Genomic DNA, 17,575 nt, shown 5'->3' on the forward strand with positions numbered 1-17,575 from the left:
AGGAATAAATGAGAGATCAAGGGTTTGGAAGGTCTTCGATCCAGCCGCTGTACATAATGTAGTTTTCCGGTGTTTTATCAATCACCATTCTCAGTCGGGAATCGATCTCCTTAATTTTTTTTGCAGGTGTTCCAGCATAAAGCGAATTGGGTTCAACCACGGTATTGGCCAGTACTACTGCCCCAGCCGCAATCATAGAACCTGTGCCAATTACTGCATTGTCCATTACAATGGCCCCCATTCCAATCAACACATTATCTTCCACAATACAGCCATGCACAATAGCATTGTGGCCGATGCTTACATTCTTACCCAAAACGGTTTTGGACATATTTAAAGTGCCGTGAATCACTGTCCCGTCTTGAATATTACAGTTATCTCCTATCTCTATTCGACATACATCACCCCTTACTACCGCATTGAACCACACACTGCAATTGTTGCCCATGTGCACATCGCCTACTACGGTAGCATTGTCTGCCAAAAAACATTTTTCACCAAAAACAGGCTGTACGCCCTTTACTGCCTTAATTACTGCCATTGAATAAAATTATATGTACATACATTGAACTTAACCACTCCTGATGTAGTTTTGCATTCGATAAACAAAATGGGTAGAAAAACGATTACCCATTACATCTTGAAAAGCAATTAACAACAATTAATTAAACTAAATGAGAACTTTGAAATCAACCTTGGCAATGGTGGCCGCAGTACTTCTTGTAGTAGCATGTGGACCAAGTGACAAAACCGTAGAAACCTCTGACGCTAAGGCCGTGGCTTCTGCCGAAAACGCTACTACAGTGGCTATCAATACTGAAAGCAGTATGATTACTTGGATTGGAAGCAAGCCTGCTGGAAAGCATAACGGAACCATTCCAATTACAGCCGGTGAATTAAACGTGGAAGGTAATGAAATCGTAGCAGCGAATTTTCAAATGGACATCACCAACTTAGTAGTATTGGATTTACCCGCTGATTCTGAATACAATGGCAAGTTAAAAGGTCACTTAATGTCTGCTGACTTTTTTGATGCAGAGAATTACCCAACAGCTACATTCGAAATGACTGGTACTGAAATATTTGATGCCACTAAAGTTTCTTCTGACTTAGATGAACCTAAGACAGACAACACTCCTGCATCAATGGGCGACATTATGGTAGAAAACCCTACTCACATCATTTCAGGAAACTTGACGATGCGTGGTACAACAAAAAACATCTCTTTTCCTGCAACAGTAACTATGGAAAATGGAACGGTTAAAGCTAGAGCTAACTTCAATATCGACAGAACTGAATGGGGTTTAACCTTCAAAGAAAGAGCGTCACTTGCTGAAAAGTTAAAAGACGACTTTATTTATAATACTGTAAACGTAGGTTTTGAGTTAGAGGCTGGAACAAAGGCATCTCTTTAATAAAAATTGAAATAGAACAATGAGGGAGCCTTTGGCTCCCTTTTTTATGCTCATTGCTTTACTAACTTTGCATCGCTTTAGTAAAACGCATTGAAAACTACTTCCATTAATAACAAAACGCTCTTCCTTGAAAAGGCCCTACACTGGGCGAATGGCTTTTCGCATTGCACCTATTTTCAATCCAACGGGATTCCTTATCCCTATCATGGTTTTGAAGAAATATTAGCCGTTGGGGTAAAGCGTCTTTTTTTACCGAATGAAAAGGATCGTTTTGAAGCACTTTCTGCCTTCCACCAAAACAAATGGCTGTTTGGCTACTTGGGTTACGATCTGAAAAATGATATCGAAGACTTATCGAGCAATAATACCGACAAGGTTCAATTCCCCGAAATCTCATTTTTTGAACCACAACACATTTTGTTCTTCAAGGGAAACGAAGTCGAAGTTTGGTCGGAAGAAGATGTTTTAGGGCAAATTGAAAAAGTCGAGGTCAATTCTTCACAAAGTAAACTGAGTACACCACAAGCCAGTATTTCTCAACCAGAGTATTTGACCATCGTTGAAAAACTACGACAGCACATTGAAGAGGGCGATTGCTATGAAATCAATTTCTGTCAAGAGTTTCATGGCGAAATAGAAACTGCCAACCCTATTCAGCTTTACTTAGATCTTAATAAACTCTCTCCTAGCCCTTTCTCCTGTTTTCAAAAACACGTAAACCACTATATAATTTCGGCTTCGCCAGAAAGGTTTATGAAGAAAGAAGGCGATAAAATCATTTCACAACCCATCAAAGGCACCCGTGCAAGAGGAAAATCCGATGCAGAAGATGAGGAGTTAAGAAAAGACCTTCGATCGGACGAAAAAGAGTTGGCTGAGAATATGATGATCGTGGATTTAGTACGAAACGATTTAGCCCGTTCATCCAAAGTTGGCAGTGTTAAAGTAGAAGAGATTTTCGGGGTTTATTCATTTCAGCAAGTGCATCAAATGATCTCCACCATTGTTTCAGAAAAGCGCCAAGAGGTGAATACTTTTGAGGTGATCAAAAATGCTTTTCCCATGGGCAGCATGACGGGTGCACCAAAGGTAAAAGTAATGGAGCTGATTGAGCATTACGAAAACACCAAGCGTGGTGCTTTTTCTGGTGCCGCAGGCTACATCAGCCCCAATAGCGATTTCGATTTCAATGTATTGATCCGCAGCCTCTTTTTAAACAATTCCTCAAAAACCTATTCCTTTCAAGCAGGAGGTGCCATTACCTACGATTCCGTACCCCAAAAAGAGTATGAAGAATGTATGGTAAAAGCCAAAGCCATAGTTTCCCTTATTCAGCAAGATGCATAAAAAAAGCCCCTGAGATTACTCTCAAAGGCTCTTCGATATGGCAGAAAAATCTCTAGTTGTTTACGGTATTCTTCGTCACTGTTACTTTCCAAATTTTATTTGAAGCTGCTGAATTACCAGGACCATAAGTACCAGGCCCGGCATTGAAAGCCTCTATTCCTCCATAGATATAGCCTACATCAACACTCTGACCAGATTTGAAGGTTGCATTCGCGTCAATTACTTCCGTAGTCTTGCCATTGACTTGAGTAAAAACCAGATTGGCATTTGAATTATAAATAAAGGCAGACTCGGCACCATAAAAATTATCGGTATTGAAGATGTTCTCTGATTCTAACTTGGGTGTGCTCGTTCCTTTTTCCAAATCATAGGTTATATGCATTAAGCTATTGGTAAAACCTGACAACATTGACGTTTGTACCTGAGTTTCTCCATCTCCAATTCCACCAATAAGTAATGTATGTACTGTTTTTGTTGTAGCATCATAGAATTCAATGTCCGAACAAGAGTAAACGTTCAAATTATTCTGACTGTATTTTGAATCTAAAGTATAATAAGGACTTTCAGGAATAGGATTTGAATCACCAAAGGCCGGGTGAACATAAATAGCTGTATTCCAAGCTCTGTTATAGGTAGAGTCTGGATTTTCATTTGGTGCCACTCCTTTAGAACTTGGTTGAAACACACCGCCATAAAAAGTTAATCCTTCCGTTAAACTCTTGTTACTATCATAAAATAATGCTGGTACAATTGGCCCATCTCTTCTTCGGAATTTAGAAGTGGTATCAGCATTAACAGTCCCTAAATCGGTCAAAGCAACATCTGTGATCGCTGTCTTTACCTCAATTGTCAAATTGATAGTACCCGGCTCCACCTTCAAAGTAAAAGGGTATACCGCATCTTGGTACTGTTGACCATTGCTGGCCGAAGGAGCCGAACTTCCAAAATTATGCCCACCAGACAAATAGAAAGTGTCACCAAGTTGATAAACCTCACCACCAGTAGCCATTAGTCTTGAATTTTGTCCAAAAGCAATCAAATTCCACCAATCAATCTGATCCAAGTTTTGATTCTTCACCAAATTGATCATGGAAGGCACATGAATTCTCGCCACTTGATTGAAAGTTTGATAAGCGCTAGAAACTGTATCAGAGCCTATCGGTGTTCCATAGCCTCCAATTACATACAGAAATCCGTTTTTATCTTGGGTTACTTGTGGGTTTGTAGCTCTAAAAATGGTTTGATATGTTGGTAAGGCAGCTATAATTTGAGGAATGGCCCGCATAACATTGCCTGGCCCTGGGTGCGTTGCTTGGTAATCTCTCAGTCTTTCCACCATCTCGTCCATCGACATGGTATAAGGCTCAGCATTAGATTCTAGGTTATAAACATAAATCATTTCGTTAAATGAAGGAGGAAGAAAAGATGTTGATGAATAATTAGAGTTGCCATTGATTTTATGTAGACCTCCGTTGTCACTATCACTATTGGTTCTGCCAGCAAAAAGCAGTAAATCCAAACCATTTACTCCGTGGGCAAATGATTGTAATGCGGGGGCATTATCGGCCTCTACTCGCGTGATTACTACTGCATAAGATGGAATCAGGGTAGCCTCTTCTTTTGTAGGTTTGCAAGATAAAAAACAGGTAGTCAATACTATCAGCATTGAACTACCAAGTGTAAAGCGTTTCATAATAATTTGGTTGAGTTAATTAATTATTAAAAAATTAAAACTGACCTTTTAGCAACAATCATATGAATGATATATTAATTAAATCATCATAATTTATTGTAGATCGATTTTATCCTGATAAATATAATACAATACATACTGATTTATATACCCAAAAAGAGGTATCGGATATATAACTATTAAACCAAGTTTAGACCTAAGGTGCTGAGGTGGCTAATCACCAATTCATCAAGCCTTAAGTAAATTAACCAAAAGGGATCAACAAAAATTTATCAATAAAATAGTTACATTAGTTCTATGGGAATCACTGACATATTAGTTCTCGCAGTAATCTTGCTCACCATAAGTTTATGGGTTTGGGCAATGGTGGACTTATCTAAATCAAGGTTTAAGTCAGGTAAAGCCAATTTATTATGGCTTTCAATCATTCTTTTCTCCCCTATTGTGGGTTCCATTCTTTACTTTCAATTGAAGAAGGGCTATACAGAAAGACGTCCGAGACAATTTCAGCCGAAATTTAATTAAGCATATTTCACGCCTTACACAGTACTCAAAATTGCTTTGAGTTGATTATTTGGTTAACTATCGGTACCAAATAATTAACAACTATGTTGAAGAAAATAACACTGCTTGCAGCTTTAGTCATTTCGGCATTTGCTTGCACCCCAAAAAGCGAAGCCCCGAAGGTCGATTTCAAAGTCGATTACGAAAAATTCACCCTCGATAATGGCTTAGATGTCATTTTACATGTAGATAAATCTGATCCTGTAATCGGAATAGCCCTGACCGCTCATGTGGGTTCGGCCAGAGAAGTGGAAGGAAGAACTGGTTTTGCTCACCTTTTCGAACACTTACTATTCTTAGAATCTGAAAACCTTGGTAAAGGCGGATTAGATAAAATGAGTGCCAGAATTGGCGGTTCAGGTGCCAATGGTTCTACCAGTCGCGACCGCACCAATTATTTCCAAACCGTCCCTAACGATGCGCTAGAGAAAATGATTTGGGCCGAGGCCGACAAACTAGGCTGGTTCATCAATACGGTAACGGACCCGGTATTGGCCAAAGAAAAGCAAGTTGTTAAAAACGAAAAAAGACAAAGTGGAGATAACCAGCCCTATGGTCATACTTCATATGTAATCGATAAAAATCTTTATCCAGCCGACCATCCCTACAACTGGCAGGTAATAGGTTCCTTAGAAGACTTGCAAAACGCAACACTTCAGGATGTAAAAGACTTTTTCAAACGTTGGTATGTGCCCAACAACGTAACGTTGACTATTTCTGGTGATTTTGACCCTGAGCAAGCAAAAGCATGGGTGAAGAAATACTTTGATGAAATTCCAGCAGGAGAACCTATTAAGCCTCTTTCTCCTCGTCCTGGAAAAGTAGCCGTAACCAAAAAGCTTTATCACGAAGATAATTTTGCGCGTGTTCCTGCCCTTACTTTAACATGGCCGACAGTGGAGCAATACAGCACTGATGCTTACGCACTTGACGTATTGAGTAATTATCTTTCTAGAGGTAAATCGGCTCCATTAAATCAGGTTTTGGTGGAAAACAAAAAACTCACCTCTGGTGTAGGCATGTCTAATCGTACTTCTGAACTGGCGGGTCAATTGCAGATTTCTGTAAGGGCTTTTGCCGACAAAGATTTGGATGAAGTGTTGACCGCCATTGAAGAAGGATTAACCAAATTTGAAAACGAAGGAATTACTCAAAAGGATTTGGAGCGAATCAAAGCTGGCCAAGAAACTGGCTTCTACAATAGCCTTTCTAGTGCTTTAGGTAAAGGTTTCCAACTCGCTCAGTACAACATCTTTGCTAACGACCCTGGCTTTATCAGCAAAGACATTGAAAACATTCTTGCTGTGACTACAGAAGATGTAATGAATGCTTACAACAAGTACATTAAGGGCAAAAATTACATTGCCACCAGCTTTGTGCCTAGAGGTCAAGTGGACTTGGCCTTAGAAGGTTCTGAAAAAGCTGAAGTAGTAGAAGAACAAATCGTTGAAGGTGCCGAAGAAGGCTTCGATCCTTCAATCATTGCTACTTACGAAAAAACGCCTTCGACCTTCGATCGCTCAATTGAACCACCAAGTGGAAATGCTCCAGAAGTTAAAACCCCTGAGGTTTGGCAAGAGTCTTTAGAAAATGGACTTAAAGTTTATGGAATCGAAAGTAAAGAAGTGCCATTGATTCAATTCAATATTGTTATAGATGGTGGTCAATTACTAGACGACCCGAACAAGGGCGGAGTAGCCAACCTTACTGCTGAAATGATGGCCAAAGGCACAGCCACTAAGACCACTGCGCAGCTTGAAGAAGCAATTGAGCAGTTGGGAGCCTCAATCAGAGTGTCTGCGTCTACAGAAAGCATCAACATATCGGTCAATACTTTGAAACGTAACTATAATGCGGTGATTGATTTGGTTGAAGAAATTTTACTCGAGCCAAGATGGGATGCTAGTGAATTTGAATTGGCCAAGCAAGCCGTAATTGCTAGAATTAGACAGCAAGAGGCCAGCCCTAATTCAGTCGCTCAAAATGCCTACAACCGTCTGATTTATGGTGAAGGAAACATTAGAGCACAGAACATTTTAGGTACTGTGGAATCGGTGAATGCAGTCACAATGGATGATTTGATAAAATATTACGCTAATTATATTTCACCATCTGTGGCTAAAATGCATGTGGTAGGCGATATCAATATGGTTGGAGTAATAACTTCTTTGCGCGACCTCAACTCTAAATGGGAAGCCAAGGTTGTCAATATCCCTACTTACGATCCACCTGCTAGACCGACTGAATCAACAGTATATTTCTTCGATATTCCAGATGCAAAGCAATCTGTTTTAGACTTCGGTTACCCTGCTTTAGCGGTTACAGATGAAGACTACTACCCTGCTACCGTAATGAATTACATTCTTGGTGGTGGTGGTTTTGCCTCTAGACTAACGCAAGAGTTAAGAGAAGGAAAAGGCTATACTTATGGCATTAGGTCTGGTTTTTCAGGAAGTAAAACCAAAGGAGCTTTCACAATCTCAAGTGGAGTAAGAACTAACGTAAGTTATGAGTCGGCTCAGTTGGTGAAGGACATATTGACCAATTATGGTGAGACCTACACTGAAAAAGACTTGGAAACCACCAAGAGCTTTATGATTAAAAGTGGAGCAAGGGCATTTGAAACGGCTGGCGCTAAACTGAACATGCTCGAAAACATGAGTGAGTACGGTTGGAGTGCTGATTATGTGAAGCAGCAACAGCAGATAGTAAAAGACATGACAGTTGAAGAAATTCAACGTTTAGCCAAAGAATACCTTGATCCAGAAAAAATGATTTGGTTGGTGGTTGGTGATGCCAAAACCCAATTGAAGAAAATGGAGCAATTAGGCTTTGGCAAACCTGTTTTGATTAACAAAACTTCTGGGCCTGAGAATAAATAGGCTGAGATTCAATTTCATATAAGAAAGCCCTGTGTTCGTAAGAGTACAGGGCTTTTTAATAACTACGCATTTAATTCTTTGTCCAAATTGTTATCAATCCATTTTTAGCGTCAGCGCCATAAATAGATAGTGGAGCGTGTTTATTAATTCTAATATGGTCTATGCTTCTAGGCTTCAAAACAGAAAGAGATTGTCTAGCCTCTTCAATACTTAATTGTTTGTCATTTATCAGAAAAGCAGGAAATTCTGAGACACTTAAAAATGCTTCTCTAACCTTTTGAAGTTCTTTTTTCTTGTCCTTCAGCTTTAAGGGAGAAGTTTTATGAATCAAGACAATCAATAAATTGGGTTTAAAAATAGTTGTTGAAATTGAATCAGAAAAGAGATAATCAATGGAGAGAAATTTATCATCAAGATTGTATTTCACGAGTTTAGACCCAATTCCAACACTATCATAAGGAACACCATCAACAACATACAGCTTTTCCCTGCCTCCAAACTCCATCTCTGGCTGACTCATTTGAATATACTGATCAACATATTCTAAGGTAAGTGATTGCCCGAGCAAACAGTTAGATTGAAAAATGACTACAAGGAAAAGTAGAATTCTAGTACGCATAGGTTTCGTGTTAATTCAACTTAATTCTTCTAATTTCAATAGGCTTTACTTTACTTAAATCAAGCTCCCTGTCTTCATTGTAGGCGATCCAAGGGCTATTGGCCAAATAATAGAAATAACCATCTTTCACTTGACCCAAAGTAGGTTCTCCTAAGGAAGCTCCACCTTGATTAATCACTCTTCCGAACAAAATGTACTGGCCAGTCTCGTCTAAAAAGTACTGCATCACTCTGTAAGGCTTTACTCCATTATGGATGGCGATTAAACTGTTTTCATAATAATACAATCCATCAATTCCTTTCAGCAAAATTTCCTCTGGGGCGAACACCTTAACCACATCATCTGTTTCAGTATCAATGCGATGAATTCCTGTGATATAATCGGCCAAATAGAGGTACTGCTCATTATCATTCAAAGCCAAGCCTTGCGGGTTAAAAAACCCATTTGCTAGATCAAGTTGCTTTCTCATAAACGGGCCCGTATAATCAGTAGTATCGGCATTACTTCTGGCTAAAGATGGCTCCAGCGAATTAGAAAGCCAAACCCTAGACTCTCTATCAATGGCCAAATCCCCGATGGTTGTTCCTTCATCATATTCCAAACCCTGAATCACCACACCTGAAGACGGGTCAATTTGCATGATCAGACTTTTGCCTTTATCCGCTGGATTGTAATCTATCATTTCTGGCATGGCCGAAGTGGCTGCCCAAAGCAACCCGTTGGCAGGATCAATGTGCATGCCCAAAACAGCATATTCTGTTTTCACTAAATCAATTCTACTTCCCTCTGGATCAACCCTAACAATTTTCTTCTCCCGAACACTCCCCAAAAGAATGTCGCCATTGTCCATGATCACAAAGCTTTCAGGGTGAATTTCTCCTGCATCTATAGTTCTAAAAACTTCATCATGCTCTTCAATTCTATTGAGTTTTGCTTGAAGGGCGATCAACTCATCATATCCCTTGTTTCTTCTTATTTTCTTAAAATCTCCATCCTGCTGGAAATCATAGGTGGCGTCCATCAATAGCAGTTGATTAAGTCTCTGAACGCTTCTGATCTTCCTTCCGTTCAAGGCATAAGCTCCAGCCAAATTGTAGACTACAGCTGGATTGTTAGGCCTAATTTCATCAAGGGTTTGCATTACTTCCAAATACAGCTTATAGTCTTTGGCTTCATAGGCAGCCATGCCCTCATTAAAGTATTCCCTAAATGTTTTTTGGCTAAAAGCTAAAGTTGAAATAAAAAGAAGCGAGATCGTTAAATAGAATTTAATCATAATCGGAGTGGCCTTAAAAAACGAATTCCAGTGTTTAGCTGGAATTCAAGGTAGTTAATGTGAAGATTTAATCTTCAAAATGTCTCGTTCAAATAACACCCAGTTAAAAGCATACCCTTAGTTAGGCTTAAAGTCGAAACCACTTTTCACTCTTAAAAATGAACAAAGCGGGTAAAAGCTTCACGCTCCAAACGCTCTCTATGATCTGGATGAGCAATATCAATCAAAGCCTTTGCGCGTTGTCTTAGTGATTTGCCATAAAGATTTGCCACACCATATTCAGTAACAATATAATGGACGTGAGCCCTGGTGGTCACCACGCCTGCTCCAGGCTTTAAAAAAGAAGCAATTTTACTCTCTCCTTTGCTTGTCACAGAGGACAAGGCTATAATCGGCTTCCCTCCCTCAGAAAGCGAGGCTCCACGAATAAAATCCATTTGGCCTCCCACACCAGAATATATTTTTGTACCGATAGAATCGGCACAGACCTGTCCAGTAAGATCCACTTCTATGGCACTATTAATACTAATCACTTTGGGGTTCTGACGAATTACCCTTGTATCATTCACATATTCTATGTCCAGCATTCGAATAGAAGGGTTATCGTCTACAAAATCGTACAACTCCTTTGAACCAATCATAAAACCTGAAACTAAGGCGTAAGGATGTTTCTTCTTAAACTTATTATTAATTACTCCGCTCTTCATTAAAGGGATTACCCCATCAGAAAACATTTCAGTATGTACACCCAAATCTTTATGGTTTCCTAGCGCAGCCAAAACAGCGTCTGGTATTGATCCAATCCCCATTTGTAATGTTGAACCGTCCTCAATCATTTCAGCGATATAACCACCCATTTTCACCTCATCGTCAGAAAGATGATGTGCTTTTGCCTCATAAATTGGTTCCTCGCTCCAAACCATTGCGTCAAAATTCCGCATGTGTATCATCCCATCTCCATGAGTACGTGGCATATTGGGATTGACTTGAGCAATTATTGTCTTGGCACTTTCTGCAGCCGCCAGACTCGCATCTACGGAAACACCTAATGAGGTAAAGCCATGGGCATCGGGTGGCGAAACCTGTATTAGGGCCACATCTAGTGGAATTACACCTCTTCGGAACATGATAGGTACTTCGCTTAAAAAGCAGGGAATAAAGTCCGCTTGTCCTTCAGCAATTGCATCACGACAATTCCCCCCAACAAAAAGCGAATTGGTATGAAAGCTCCTTGATAGTTCCTTTCTCGTATAAGGCGCTATTCCCTCGGTGTGTAAGTGAAAAATCTCAACGCCTTTCAGCGCATAAGCACGATCCGTCATGGCTTGGACCAAGTCTTGAGGTGTAGCTGCTGCAGTATGAATAAACACCTTGTCACCTGACTTTATTAATTCAACTGCTTTTTCGGCCGTAGTATATTCCATGGTATTGTCTTTTTCTTAAACAAAGATAAAGGCAATACAAAGCATCACGACTGATTGTAATTAGTTAAAAAGGTGACTTAAATCAGGTAAGATCACTGACGCGATTTGACGAAGGGTTAGTCTAAAACTTCGCTTACATTAATTCTGTAATTGATTGAAAAAGTGTCCCAGTCCCATTGTCTTAATCCGTGATGATAACCTAAACTAATAGTTCCTCCACTCAGTTGTCTAGTCAAATTAAAACGAAGGAAAGAAGGGTTGTCTCTATGCTTCTGATATCCCTGATAATTAGACCAATCTGCATCCATTTGCCATTTAGAATGGTGATACTCTAAACCCAAACCATACAATGGTGCATCATTCTGTCTTTCAGTTGATCCATTGATTAAACGGTTAACATTGGTTTGGAAAGTATAAAAACCTAACATCATTTTCCCCAAAAAACGCGAGCTCTCCTGCTCCAAAAACGACTTACTAAAAGTCCCTTCCCAATACAACATACCAGCATCCGTATACCGAGCATTTGCTAAGTTACCACCAGTAGTTGTTTTAGCATGAGCGCGCATAGCAAAATTGAACGGCCCCATTTTATCTTCATCAAAGATTTTATACACTACGCCAAAAGCGATATCTCCTGTTGTTCTTCCCTCTCCAGAAATACCCATCATCCTGCGTTCATCACGGGTTGAGGCTTCTACATTCCATTTTTCAAGCGGAATACTGTTCACGTAGAACATGGCCCTGTCTCTTTTTATGGGAAAATTAAATTGGAGAAAAGCATTATCTGTGATGTCTCCGTTCCCTACATGGTGTTCGTAACGAATGTCAAATGATATATTATTATCGATAATCACATTTCCCAAAACAGGCATTCTAAGCGCATTTGGCCCCATAAAACCAGGTGAAATGGAAATATAATCCAAACGATCTGGGCCAGCAGCCTCGGGATAATTATGCATTTGATCCCACCAATCTAAACTTTGAGCCTGAGCTTGCCCCATCAATAACAAGGCGAAAAAAGCCATTAAAAATTTCATCGTTCGAAATAACAAAATTTTAAATTAATCCTGCGACCAATATCAGATATAGAATTCCGTTCAAATAAATTCTAACTACTGGATCTTTTGGTAGATAGAATCCTATGATTGAGCCCATCATATCATTCGTTGGTATATTAGTGGTGAACTGATGTTAACTAATTGGTTTACTGGGAGGTCGTATCAATAAAAACAGACATGAAAAATATATCCCATCCCTTATTTAGAATTTTTGTAGTAGCAATACTTACAGGCTTCCTTTCACTAAATCTTTCTGCGCAGTCGGAAACAACACAAGACAAAAAAGTCAGCATCGCTAAGGAGTTACTAAAGTCATATGCAGGTGATTATGAAATGAATCCAGGTTCCATATTAAAAATCGTTTATGAAGGTGACTCTATTAAAGCCGTAGGACCAGACCGAGTACCTGTACAATTGAAGCCGATAAAGGAAAACCTGTTCTACTTAAAAAAATTCGGAGTAGACATTGAGTTTGTAAAAGGGCAAGATGGAAAAATTGAAAAACTACTAATGATTCGCGGAGACGGGCAAACTTTAGAAGCCAAGAAAGTTATTAAATAAATAATGAACAGCCGAGGTATTTCTCGGCTGTTGTAATATAATTAGGAGCAAACTAAAGTACACCTTTAGTACTTGGTAGCCTGTCCATTTCATCTGCATTTCGCTTTACGGCCATTTTGATGGCCTTAGCAAAAGCTTTGAAAATCGATTCGATTTTGTGATGTTCATTATCGCCTTCTACCTTGATATTTAGGTTGCATTTGGCGGCATCGGAAAATGATTTAAAGAAGTGCATGAACATTTCAGTTGGCATGTCACCCACCATTTCGCGGTTGAAATCTGCTTCCCAAACCAACCAAGGCCTGCCACTAAAGTCGATGGCTACTTGAGCCAAAGCTTCATCCATTGGTAATAAAAATCCATATCGGTTTAAGCCTTTCTTATCTCCTATGGCTAGCGCATACGCCTCGCCCAAAGCCAAAGCGGTATCCTCAATCGTATGGTGTTCATCAATGTGCAAATCACCTTGAACCTTCACGGTTAAATCAGCACCAGAGTGTTTGCCCAACTGATCGAGCATATGATCAAAGAAACCTAAGCCAGTTTCATTATTACATTGGCCCGTTCCGTCTAAATTTAACTGAATTAGAATATCAGTCTCTTTGGTTACACGATGAACTTCCGCCTTTCTTTCTGGCATTTGCAAGAACCTGAAGATTTCATCCCAGCTATTGGTGCTCAACGCTGCTTTAGCGTTTTGTTCTTCAGCAATAAAAATGGCTTTCGCGCCTAGGTTTTCCGCCAATTGGATGTCGGTTTCCCTGTCGCCCAAAACGAAAGAATTGGCCAAATCATAATCACCGTTAGTGAATTGAGTAAGCAAAGCGGTACCTGGTTTACGCGTTGGCGCGTTTTCGTGCGAAAAAGTACGATCGATGATAATTTCATCAAACACTACCCCTTCGCCCTCAAGGGTTTTAAGCATCTTATTCTGTGCTGGCCAAAAGGTATCTTCGGGGAAAGAATCCGTCCCCAGTCCATCTTGATTGGTCACCATTACAAGTAGATAGTCTAATTGCTCTGCAATTTTCCTGAGGTTAGAAATGGCACCTGGTAAAAACTCAAGTTTCTCTAAAGAGTCTATTTGAAAGTCGGTTTTGGGTTCATCGATGATCGTACCGTCACGATCTATAAAGAGTATTTTTTTCATCATTTGGTCAATGGTTGTTCGTCATTGTGCCTTCGCTGAAGCTACAGCGCAAGCGTTGCGAGGAAAAAACCATGCCCCGAAGTTTCGGGGAGCAATGGTTTGTGACGAAGCAATCTCAATATTAGACACAGAGAGATTGCTTCAGTCGTAACCTTGTTTTCAACAAGGTTTACTCCTTCGCAATGACGGGTTCAATTTAAGTTTTTGAGTGCATCAATTAGTAATTCATTTTCCTTTTCAGTGCCCACAGTGATTCTAATTCCACCTTCGCAAAGCGCTACTTTTGAGCGGTCGCGTAGAATGATTTTTTGATCAATGAGTTTCTTATATACGTCAGAAGCATTCTCTAATTTCACTAAAAAGAAATTTGAATCGGTAGGGTAAATCGTCTTAATCATAGGGACTTGCTTTAAGGCTTCACCTAAAAATTCTCTATTCTTAAGAATTTGATCTACCATCTTATCCTTCTTCTCAAGGTTTTCCAAAGCCTTCAAAACGGTTCTCTGAACTAAGCCACTTAAATTATATGGTGCTTTGATTCTATTCAAAATGGCCAATATTTCTTCCGAAGCGAAAGCCATTCCTAGTCTTAAAGCCGCTAAACCCCAAGCTTTGCTAAAAGTCTGAAGCACCAACAAATTAGGAAATTCTTCAAGCCTCAGTGCAAAACTCTGTCTGATTGTAAAATCTACATACGCTTCGTCTACCAAAACAATTCCGTTGAAAAAGCACAATATCTCTTCGATCTTATCCAACGAAACATCATTGCCTGTTGGGTTATTGGGCGAACAGATAAAAATGATTTTCGTGTTTTCGTTTACTGCGCATTTAATCGTCTCAATATCCAAATCATATTCGGCTGTCAGCAATACTTCGCGTGCCTCTACATTATTAATGTCGGCACTTACCTTGTACATGCCGTAGGTAGGCGGATTGATGATCACATTATCCTTTCCCGGCTCGCAGAAAGCTCGGAATAATAAATCAATAGGTTCATCACTGCCATTCCCCAAAAAGATATTCTTGGGGTCAATCTCCTTCACCTCTCCAATCCTAGCCTTCAGCTCCTTTTGATAGGGATCAGGATAGCGATTCCAATCTTCTTCCGTAATTGAACCCAATGAGTTTTCGTTGGCATCCAAAAAGACACCTTCGTTACCCTTGTAATCATCTCTGGCAGACGAATAAGGCACCAACTTCTGCAAGTGCGTTCTTAAGAGCGCGTTCGGATCAAACATTGTTCAATGATTTAAGTCTCAAAGTAACCGCATTTTTATGTGCTTCTAGCAATTCAGCCTCCGCCATAATCTCCACCACAGGCCCTAAGTTCTTAAGTCCTTCTTTCGTGATTTCCTGATAGGTGATTTTCTTCACATAACTATCTAAAGAAACACCGCTGTACATTTTCGCATAGCCGTTAGTGGGTAAAGTGTGGTTTGTACCCGAAGCATAATCTCCTGCCGATTCTGGTGTGTAATTGCCTATAAATACAGAACCTGCATTAATGATTTGATCCGCTACTTCCCACGGTTTTTCAACACACAAAATCAAGTGCTCAGCCCCGTATTCGTTCAACAAATCAATGGCCTGTGCTCTATTCTCTAACACAATTGACACACTGTTTTTCAAGGCTTTAGAAGCCAATCCCTCCCGTGGTAAAACCAATAATTGCCCTTGTACTTCCTGTTGCACCGCATTAACAATTTCTTCAGAAGAGGCCACCAACACCACTTGAGAGTCGGCACCGTGTTCTGCTTGTGAGAGCAAATCGGCAGCTACAAAGGCAGGCACAGCCGTTTCATCTGCATACACCGCTACCTCCGAAGGGCCAGCAGGCATATCGATAGCCAAACCATACTTGGTTGAAAGCTGTTTGGCAGCAGTGACAAACTGATTTCCAGGACCAAAGATCTTATTCACTTTAGGGATAGTAGCAGTTCCAAAAGTTAAGGCTGCAATGGCTTGCGCCCCGCCTACCTTATAAATCTTAGTGACGCCCACCAGTTGTGCCGTAAACAAAATGGCTGGATTTACATTTCCGTTTTTATCTGGAGGTGTACACAACACGATCTCTTTGCAGCCTGCAATTTTCGCAGGAACAGCCAACATCAAAACAGTAGAAAATAATGGAGCAGTACCTCCGGGGATGTACAAACCCACTTTTTCGATGGCCACAGATTTACGGTAGCAATTCACACCGGGCATCGTTTCAACCTTAAGCACTTCGCCTTTTTGGGCTCTGTGAAAAGTCTCAATATTCTGTTTTGCAATGCGAATAGCTGCCTTCAGTTCTTCAGGCACTAGGTCTACTGCCTCATTAACCTCAGCCGAAGACACCACGAAATTGGTCATTTCCACCCCATCAAACTTCTTGGTGAAGTCTATCAAGGCCTGGTCTCCATCTGCTTTCACCGCTTCCATTACAGGCTTCACAATGGCCTCAATGGTTTCCAATTCCATGGTAGGCCGTTTTAATAATGCCTCCCACTCTTCTCGTTTTGGGTTAATCGCGACAATCATAGAATCATCTTTTCAATTGGCACCACTAGAATTCCTTGTGCCCCCGCATTGCGAAGTTCTTCAATAATTTCCCAAAAATCATCCTCCTGTATTACCGAGTGAACAGAGCTCCAGCCCTCAGTTGCCAAAGGTAAAACCGTTGGACTTTTCATTCCAGGAAGAATGCTGATGATGCTCTCCAAAGCATCGTTTGGCGCATTCAATAAAATGTACTTGTTGTTTTTCGCGGTCTGAACTGCATCAATTCTAAAGACAAGTCGATCGAGGATTTCCCTTTTCTCCACTGAAAGGTTCTTGTTGGCCAACATTACGGCTTCAGACTTGAAAATCACTTCAACTTCTTTCAGGCCATTGCTCATTAAGGTTGAACCAGAACTAACTATATCGCAGATCCCATAAGCCAAACCGATACTCGGGGCAATTTCTACCGAACCACTAATTTCGTGGATATCAGCATTGATGTTATTCGCCTTGAGGTAATCACCTAAAATTTTCGGGTACGAAGTGGCCAAGCTCTTGCCTTCAAAATCTTCAATTCCATTGTAGCTTTCCGCCTTGTCGATGGCCAAAGAAAGACGACATTTTGAAAAGCCGAGTTTCTTAACCCAGTCTACTTGCTTATCCTTTTCTTCAGCTTCATTGGCTCCAACTATTCCGATATCTGCAATACCATCTTGGACATAACCCGGAATATCGTCATCTCTTAAGAATAAAAATTCCATTGGAAAATTTGAAGCCTCGGCCTTGAGTTTCCCCATGCCGTTATTCACTTTAATACCGCATTCTTTGATTAATGCGAGCGAATCATCGCTCAATCTGCCACTTTTCTGTACTGCTATTCGCAAAGTATTTTTCATTTGTATGTTATTGTAGAGTTCAGGTAAATCGAAGTTTAAGGCCTACCTAACTCCAAATGTTTAGAAATTGATTTGAGTTTTTTCAGAAAAGCGAACATAGTAATGAACTGCTAAACTGAAATGGGAATTAATTGAATCGAATGTTCCGGCAGAACCTGCCGGGTAGGGTGTTATATATCTCTCTCTTACGAGAGATGGTGGAAATGATG

The 17,575-nt window shown here is 40.2% G+C and carries 15 protein-coding genes; 5 read left to right on the forward strand and 10 right to left on the reverse strand.

The window, feature by feature from the left end; translation table 11 throughout:
• Nucleotides 1-16 precede the first annotated feature (16 nt).
• Nucleotides 17-541, reverse strand: coding sequence for a gamma carbonic anhydrase family protein (locus AWN68_RS13635; RefSeq protein WP_068416690.1), 525 nt, complete (start codon nucleotides 539-541; stop codon nucleotides 17-19).
• 133 nt (nucleotides 542-674) lie between these two features.
• On the opposite strand from AWN68_RS13635, the gene AWN68_RS13640 reads away from it, so the two are divergent.
• Nucleotides 675-1,415 (forward strand): YceI family protein, encoded by a 741-nt coding sequence (locus AWN68_RS13640; protein ID WP_068416694.1) that lies wholly within the window; start codon nucleotides 675-677, stop codon nucleotides 1,413-1,415.
• Between the two features lie 90 nt (nucleotides 1,416-1,505).
• The gene (locus AWN68_RS13645) at nucleotides 1,506-2,762 is read left to right on the forward strand and encodes an anthranilate synthase component I family protein (protein WP_068416696.1); all 1,257 of its coding nucleotides are present in this window, start codon (nucleotides 1,506-1,508) and stop codon (nucleotides 2,760-2,762) included.
• 52 nt (nucleotides 2,763-2,814) lie between these two features.
• On the opposite strand, the gene AWN68_RS13650 is transcribed toward AWN68_RS13645, so the two are convergent.
• On the reverse strand, nucleotides 2,815-4,455 hold the full coding sequence (locus AWN68_RS13650; RefSeq protein ID WP_068416699.1) for a hypothetical protein: 1,641 nt from the start codon (nucleotides 4,453-4,455) through the stop codon (nucleotides 2,815-2,817).
• 363 nt (nucleotides 4,456-4,818) lie between these two features.
• Between AWN68_RS13650 and AWN68_RS19285 the strand changes: the two genes are divergently transcribed.
• Together AWN68_RS19285 and AWN68_RS13655 are read left to right on the forward strand one after the other, a co-directional pair.
• Entirely contained in the window at nucleotides 4,819-4,980 is a 162-nt protein-coding gene (locus AWN68_RS19285) for a PLDc N-terminal domain-containing protein (RefSeq protein ID WP_394330278.1), read from the forward strand.
• Nucleotides 4,981-5,063: 83 nt separating this feature from the next.
• The gene (locus AWN68_RS13655; protein ID WP_089082123.1) at nucleotides 5,064-7,901 is read left to right on the forward strand and encodes a M16 family metallopeptidase; all 2,838 of its coding nucleotides are present in this window, start codon (nucleotides 5,064-5,066) and stop codon (nucleotides 7,899-7,901) included.
• A gap of 70 nt (nucleotides 7,902-7,971) precedes the next feature.
• Here AWN68_RS13655 and AWN68_RS13660 read toward each other — a convergent pair whose 3' ends face one another.
• The 4 genes from AWN68_RS13660 to AWN68_RS13675 all read right to left on the reverse strand — a co-directional run bounded on the left by AWN68_RS13660 (nucleotide 7,972) and on the right by AWN68_RS13675 (nucleotide 12,257).
• Nucleotides 7,972-8,520 (reverse strand): hypothetical protein, encoded by a 549-nt coding sequence (locus AWN68_RS13660; protein ID WP_068416701.1) that lies wholly within the window; start codon nucleotides 8,518-8,520, stop codon nucleotides 7,972-7,974.
• 10 nt (nucleotides 8,521-8,530) lie between these two features.
• A complete protein-coding gene (locus AWN68_RS13665) occupies nucleotides 8,531-9,796 on the reverse strand; it encodes a hypothetical protein (protein ID WP_068416705.1) in 1,266 nt (421 codons plus the stop codon).
• Between the two features lie 152 nt (nucleotides 9,797-9,948).
• Complete coding sequence (locus tag AWN68_RS13670; protein ID WP_068416708.1) at nucleotides 9,949-11,220, reverse strand: acetyl-CoA hydrolase/transferase family protein; 1,272 nt, start codon at nucleotides 11,218-11,220, stop codon at nucleotides 9,949-9,951.
• A gap of 116 nt (nucleotides 11,221-11,336) precedes the next feature.
• Nucleotides 11,337-12,257, reverse strand: a complete 921-nt coding sequence (locus AWN68_RS13675; protein ID WP_068416710.1) for a hypothetical protein — start codon at nucleotides 12,255-12,257, stop codon at nucleotides 11,337-11,339.
• Between the two features lie 198 nt (nucleotides 12,258-12,455).
• Between AWN68_RS13675 and AWN68_RS13680 the strand changes: the two genes are divergently transcribed.
• Nucleotides 12,456-12,839: a hypothetical protein gene (locus AWN68_RS13680; RefSeq protein ID WP_068416713.1), complete on the forward strand. Its 384-nt coding sequence runs from the start codon at nucleotides 12,456-12,458 to the stop codon at nucleotides 12,837-12,839.
• 52 nt (nucleotides 12,840-12,891) lie between these two features.
• On the opposite strand, the gene hisB is transcribed toward AWN68_RS13680, so the two are convergent.
• The 4 genes from hisB to hisG all read right to left on the reverse strand — a co-directional run bounded on the left by hisB (nucleotide 12,892) and on the right by hisG (nucleotide 17,366).
• Entirely contained in the window at nucleotides 12,892-13,989 is a 1,098-nt protein-coding gene (hisB, locus tag AWN68_RS13685; protein WP_068417017.1) for a bifunctional histidinol-phosphatase/imidazoleglycerol-phosphate dehydratase HisB, read from the reverse strand.
• 191 nt (nucleotides 13,990-14,180) lie between these two features.
• Nucleotides 14,181-15,227 carry a histidinol-phosphate transaminase gene (gene hisC / locus AWN68_RS13690; protein ID WP_068416716.1) on the reverse strand — a complete coding sequence of 349 codons (1,047 nt, stop codon included), beginning with the start codon at nucleotides 15,225-15,227 and terminating at the stop codon, nucleotides 14,181-14,183.
• A complete protein-coding gene (hisD, locus tag AWN68_RS13695) occupies nucleotides 15,220-16,509 on the reverse strand; it encodes a histidinol dehydrogenase (protein ID WP_068416718.1) in 1,290 nt (429 codons plus the stop codon). The genes hisC and hisD overlap by 8 nt, the downstream gene beginning before the upstream one ends.
• Nucleotides 16,506-17,366, reverse strand: coding sequence for an ATP phosphoribosyltransferase (hisG, locus tag AWN68_RS13700; protein ID WP_068416721.1), 861 nt, complete (start codon nucleotides 17,364-17,366; stop codon nucleotides 16,506-16,508). The genes hisD and hisG overlap by 4 nt, the downstream gene beginning before the upstream one ends.
• Nucleotides 17,367-17,575 lie beyond the last annotated feature (209 nt).

The sequence above is a fragment of the Roseivirga echinicomitans genome, assembly GCF_001592935.1.
In the GTDB taxonomy this organism is placed as follows: domain Bacteria; phylum Bacteroidota; class Bacteroidia; order Cytophagales; family Cyclobacteriaceae; genus Roseivirga; species Roseivirga echinicomitans.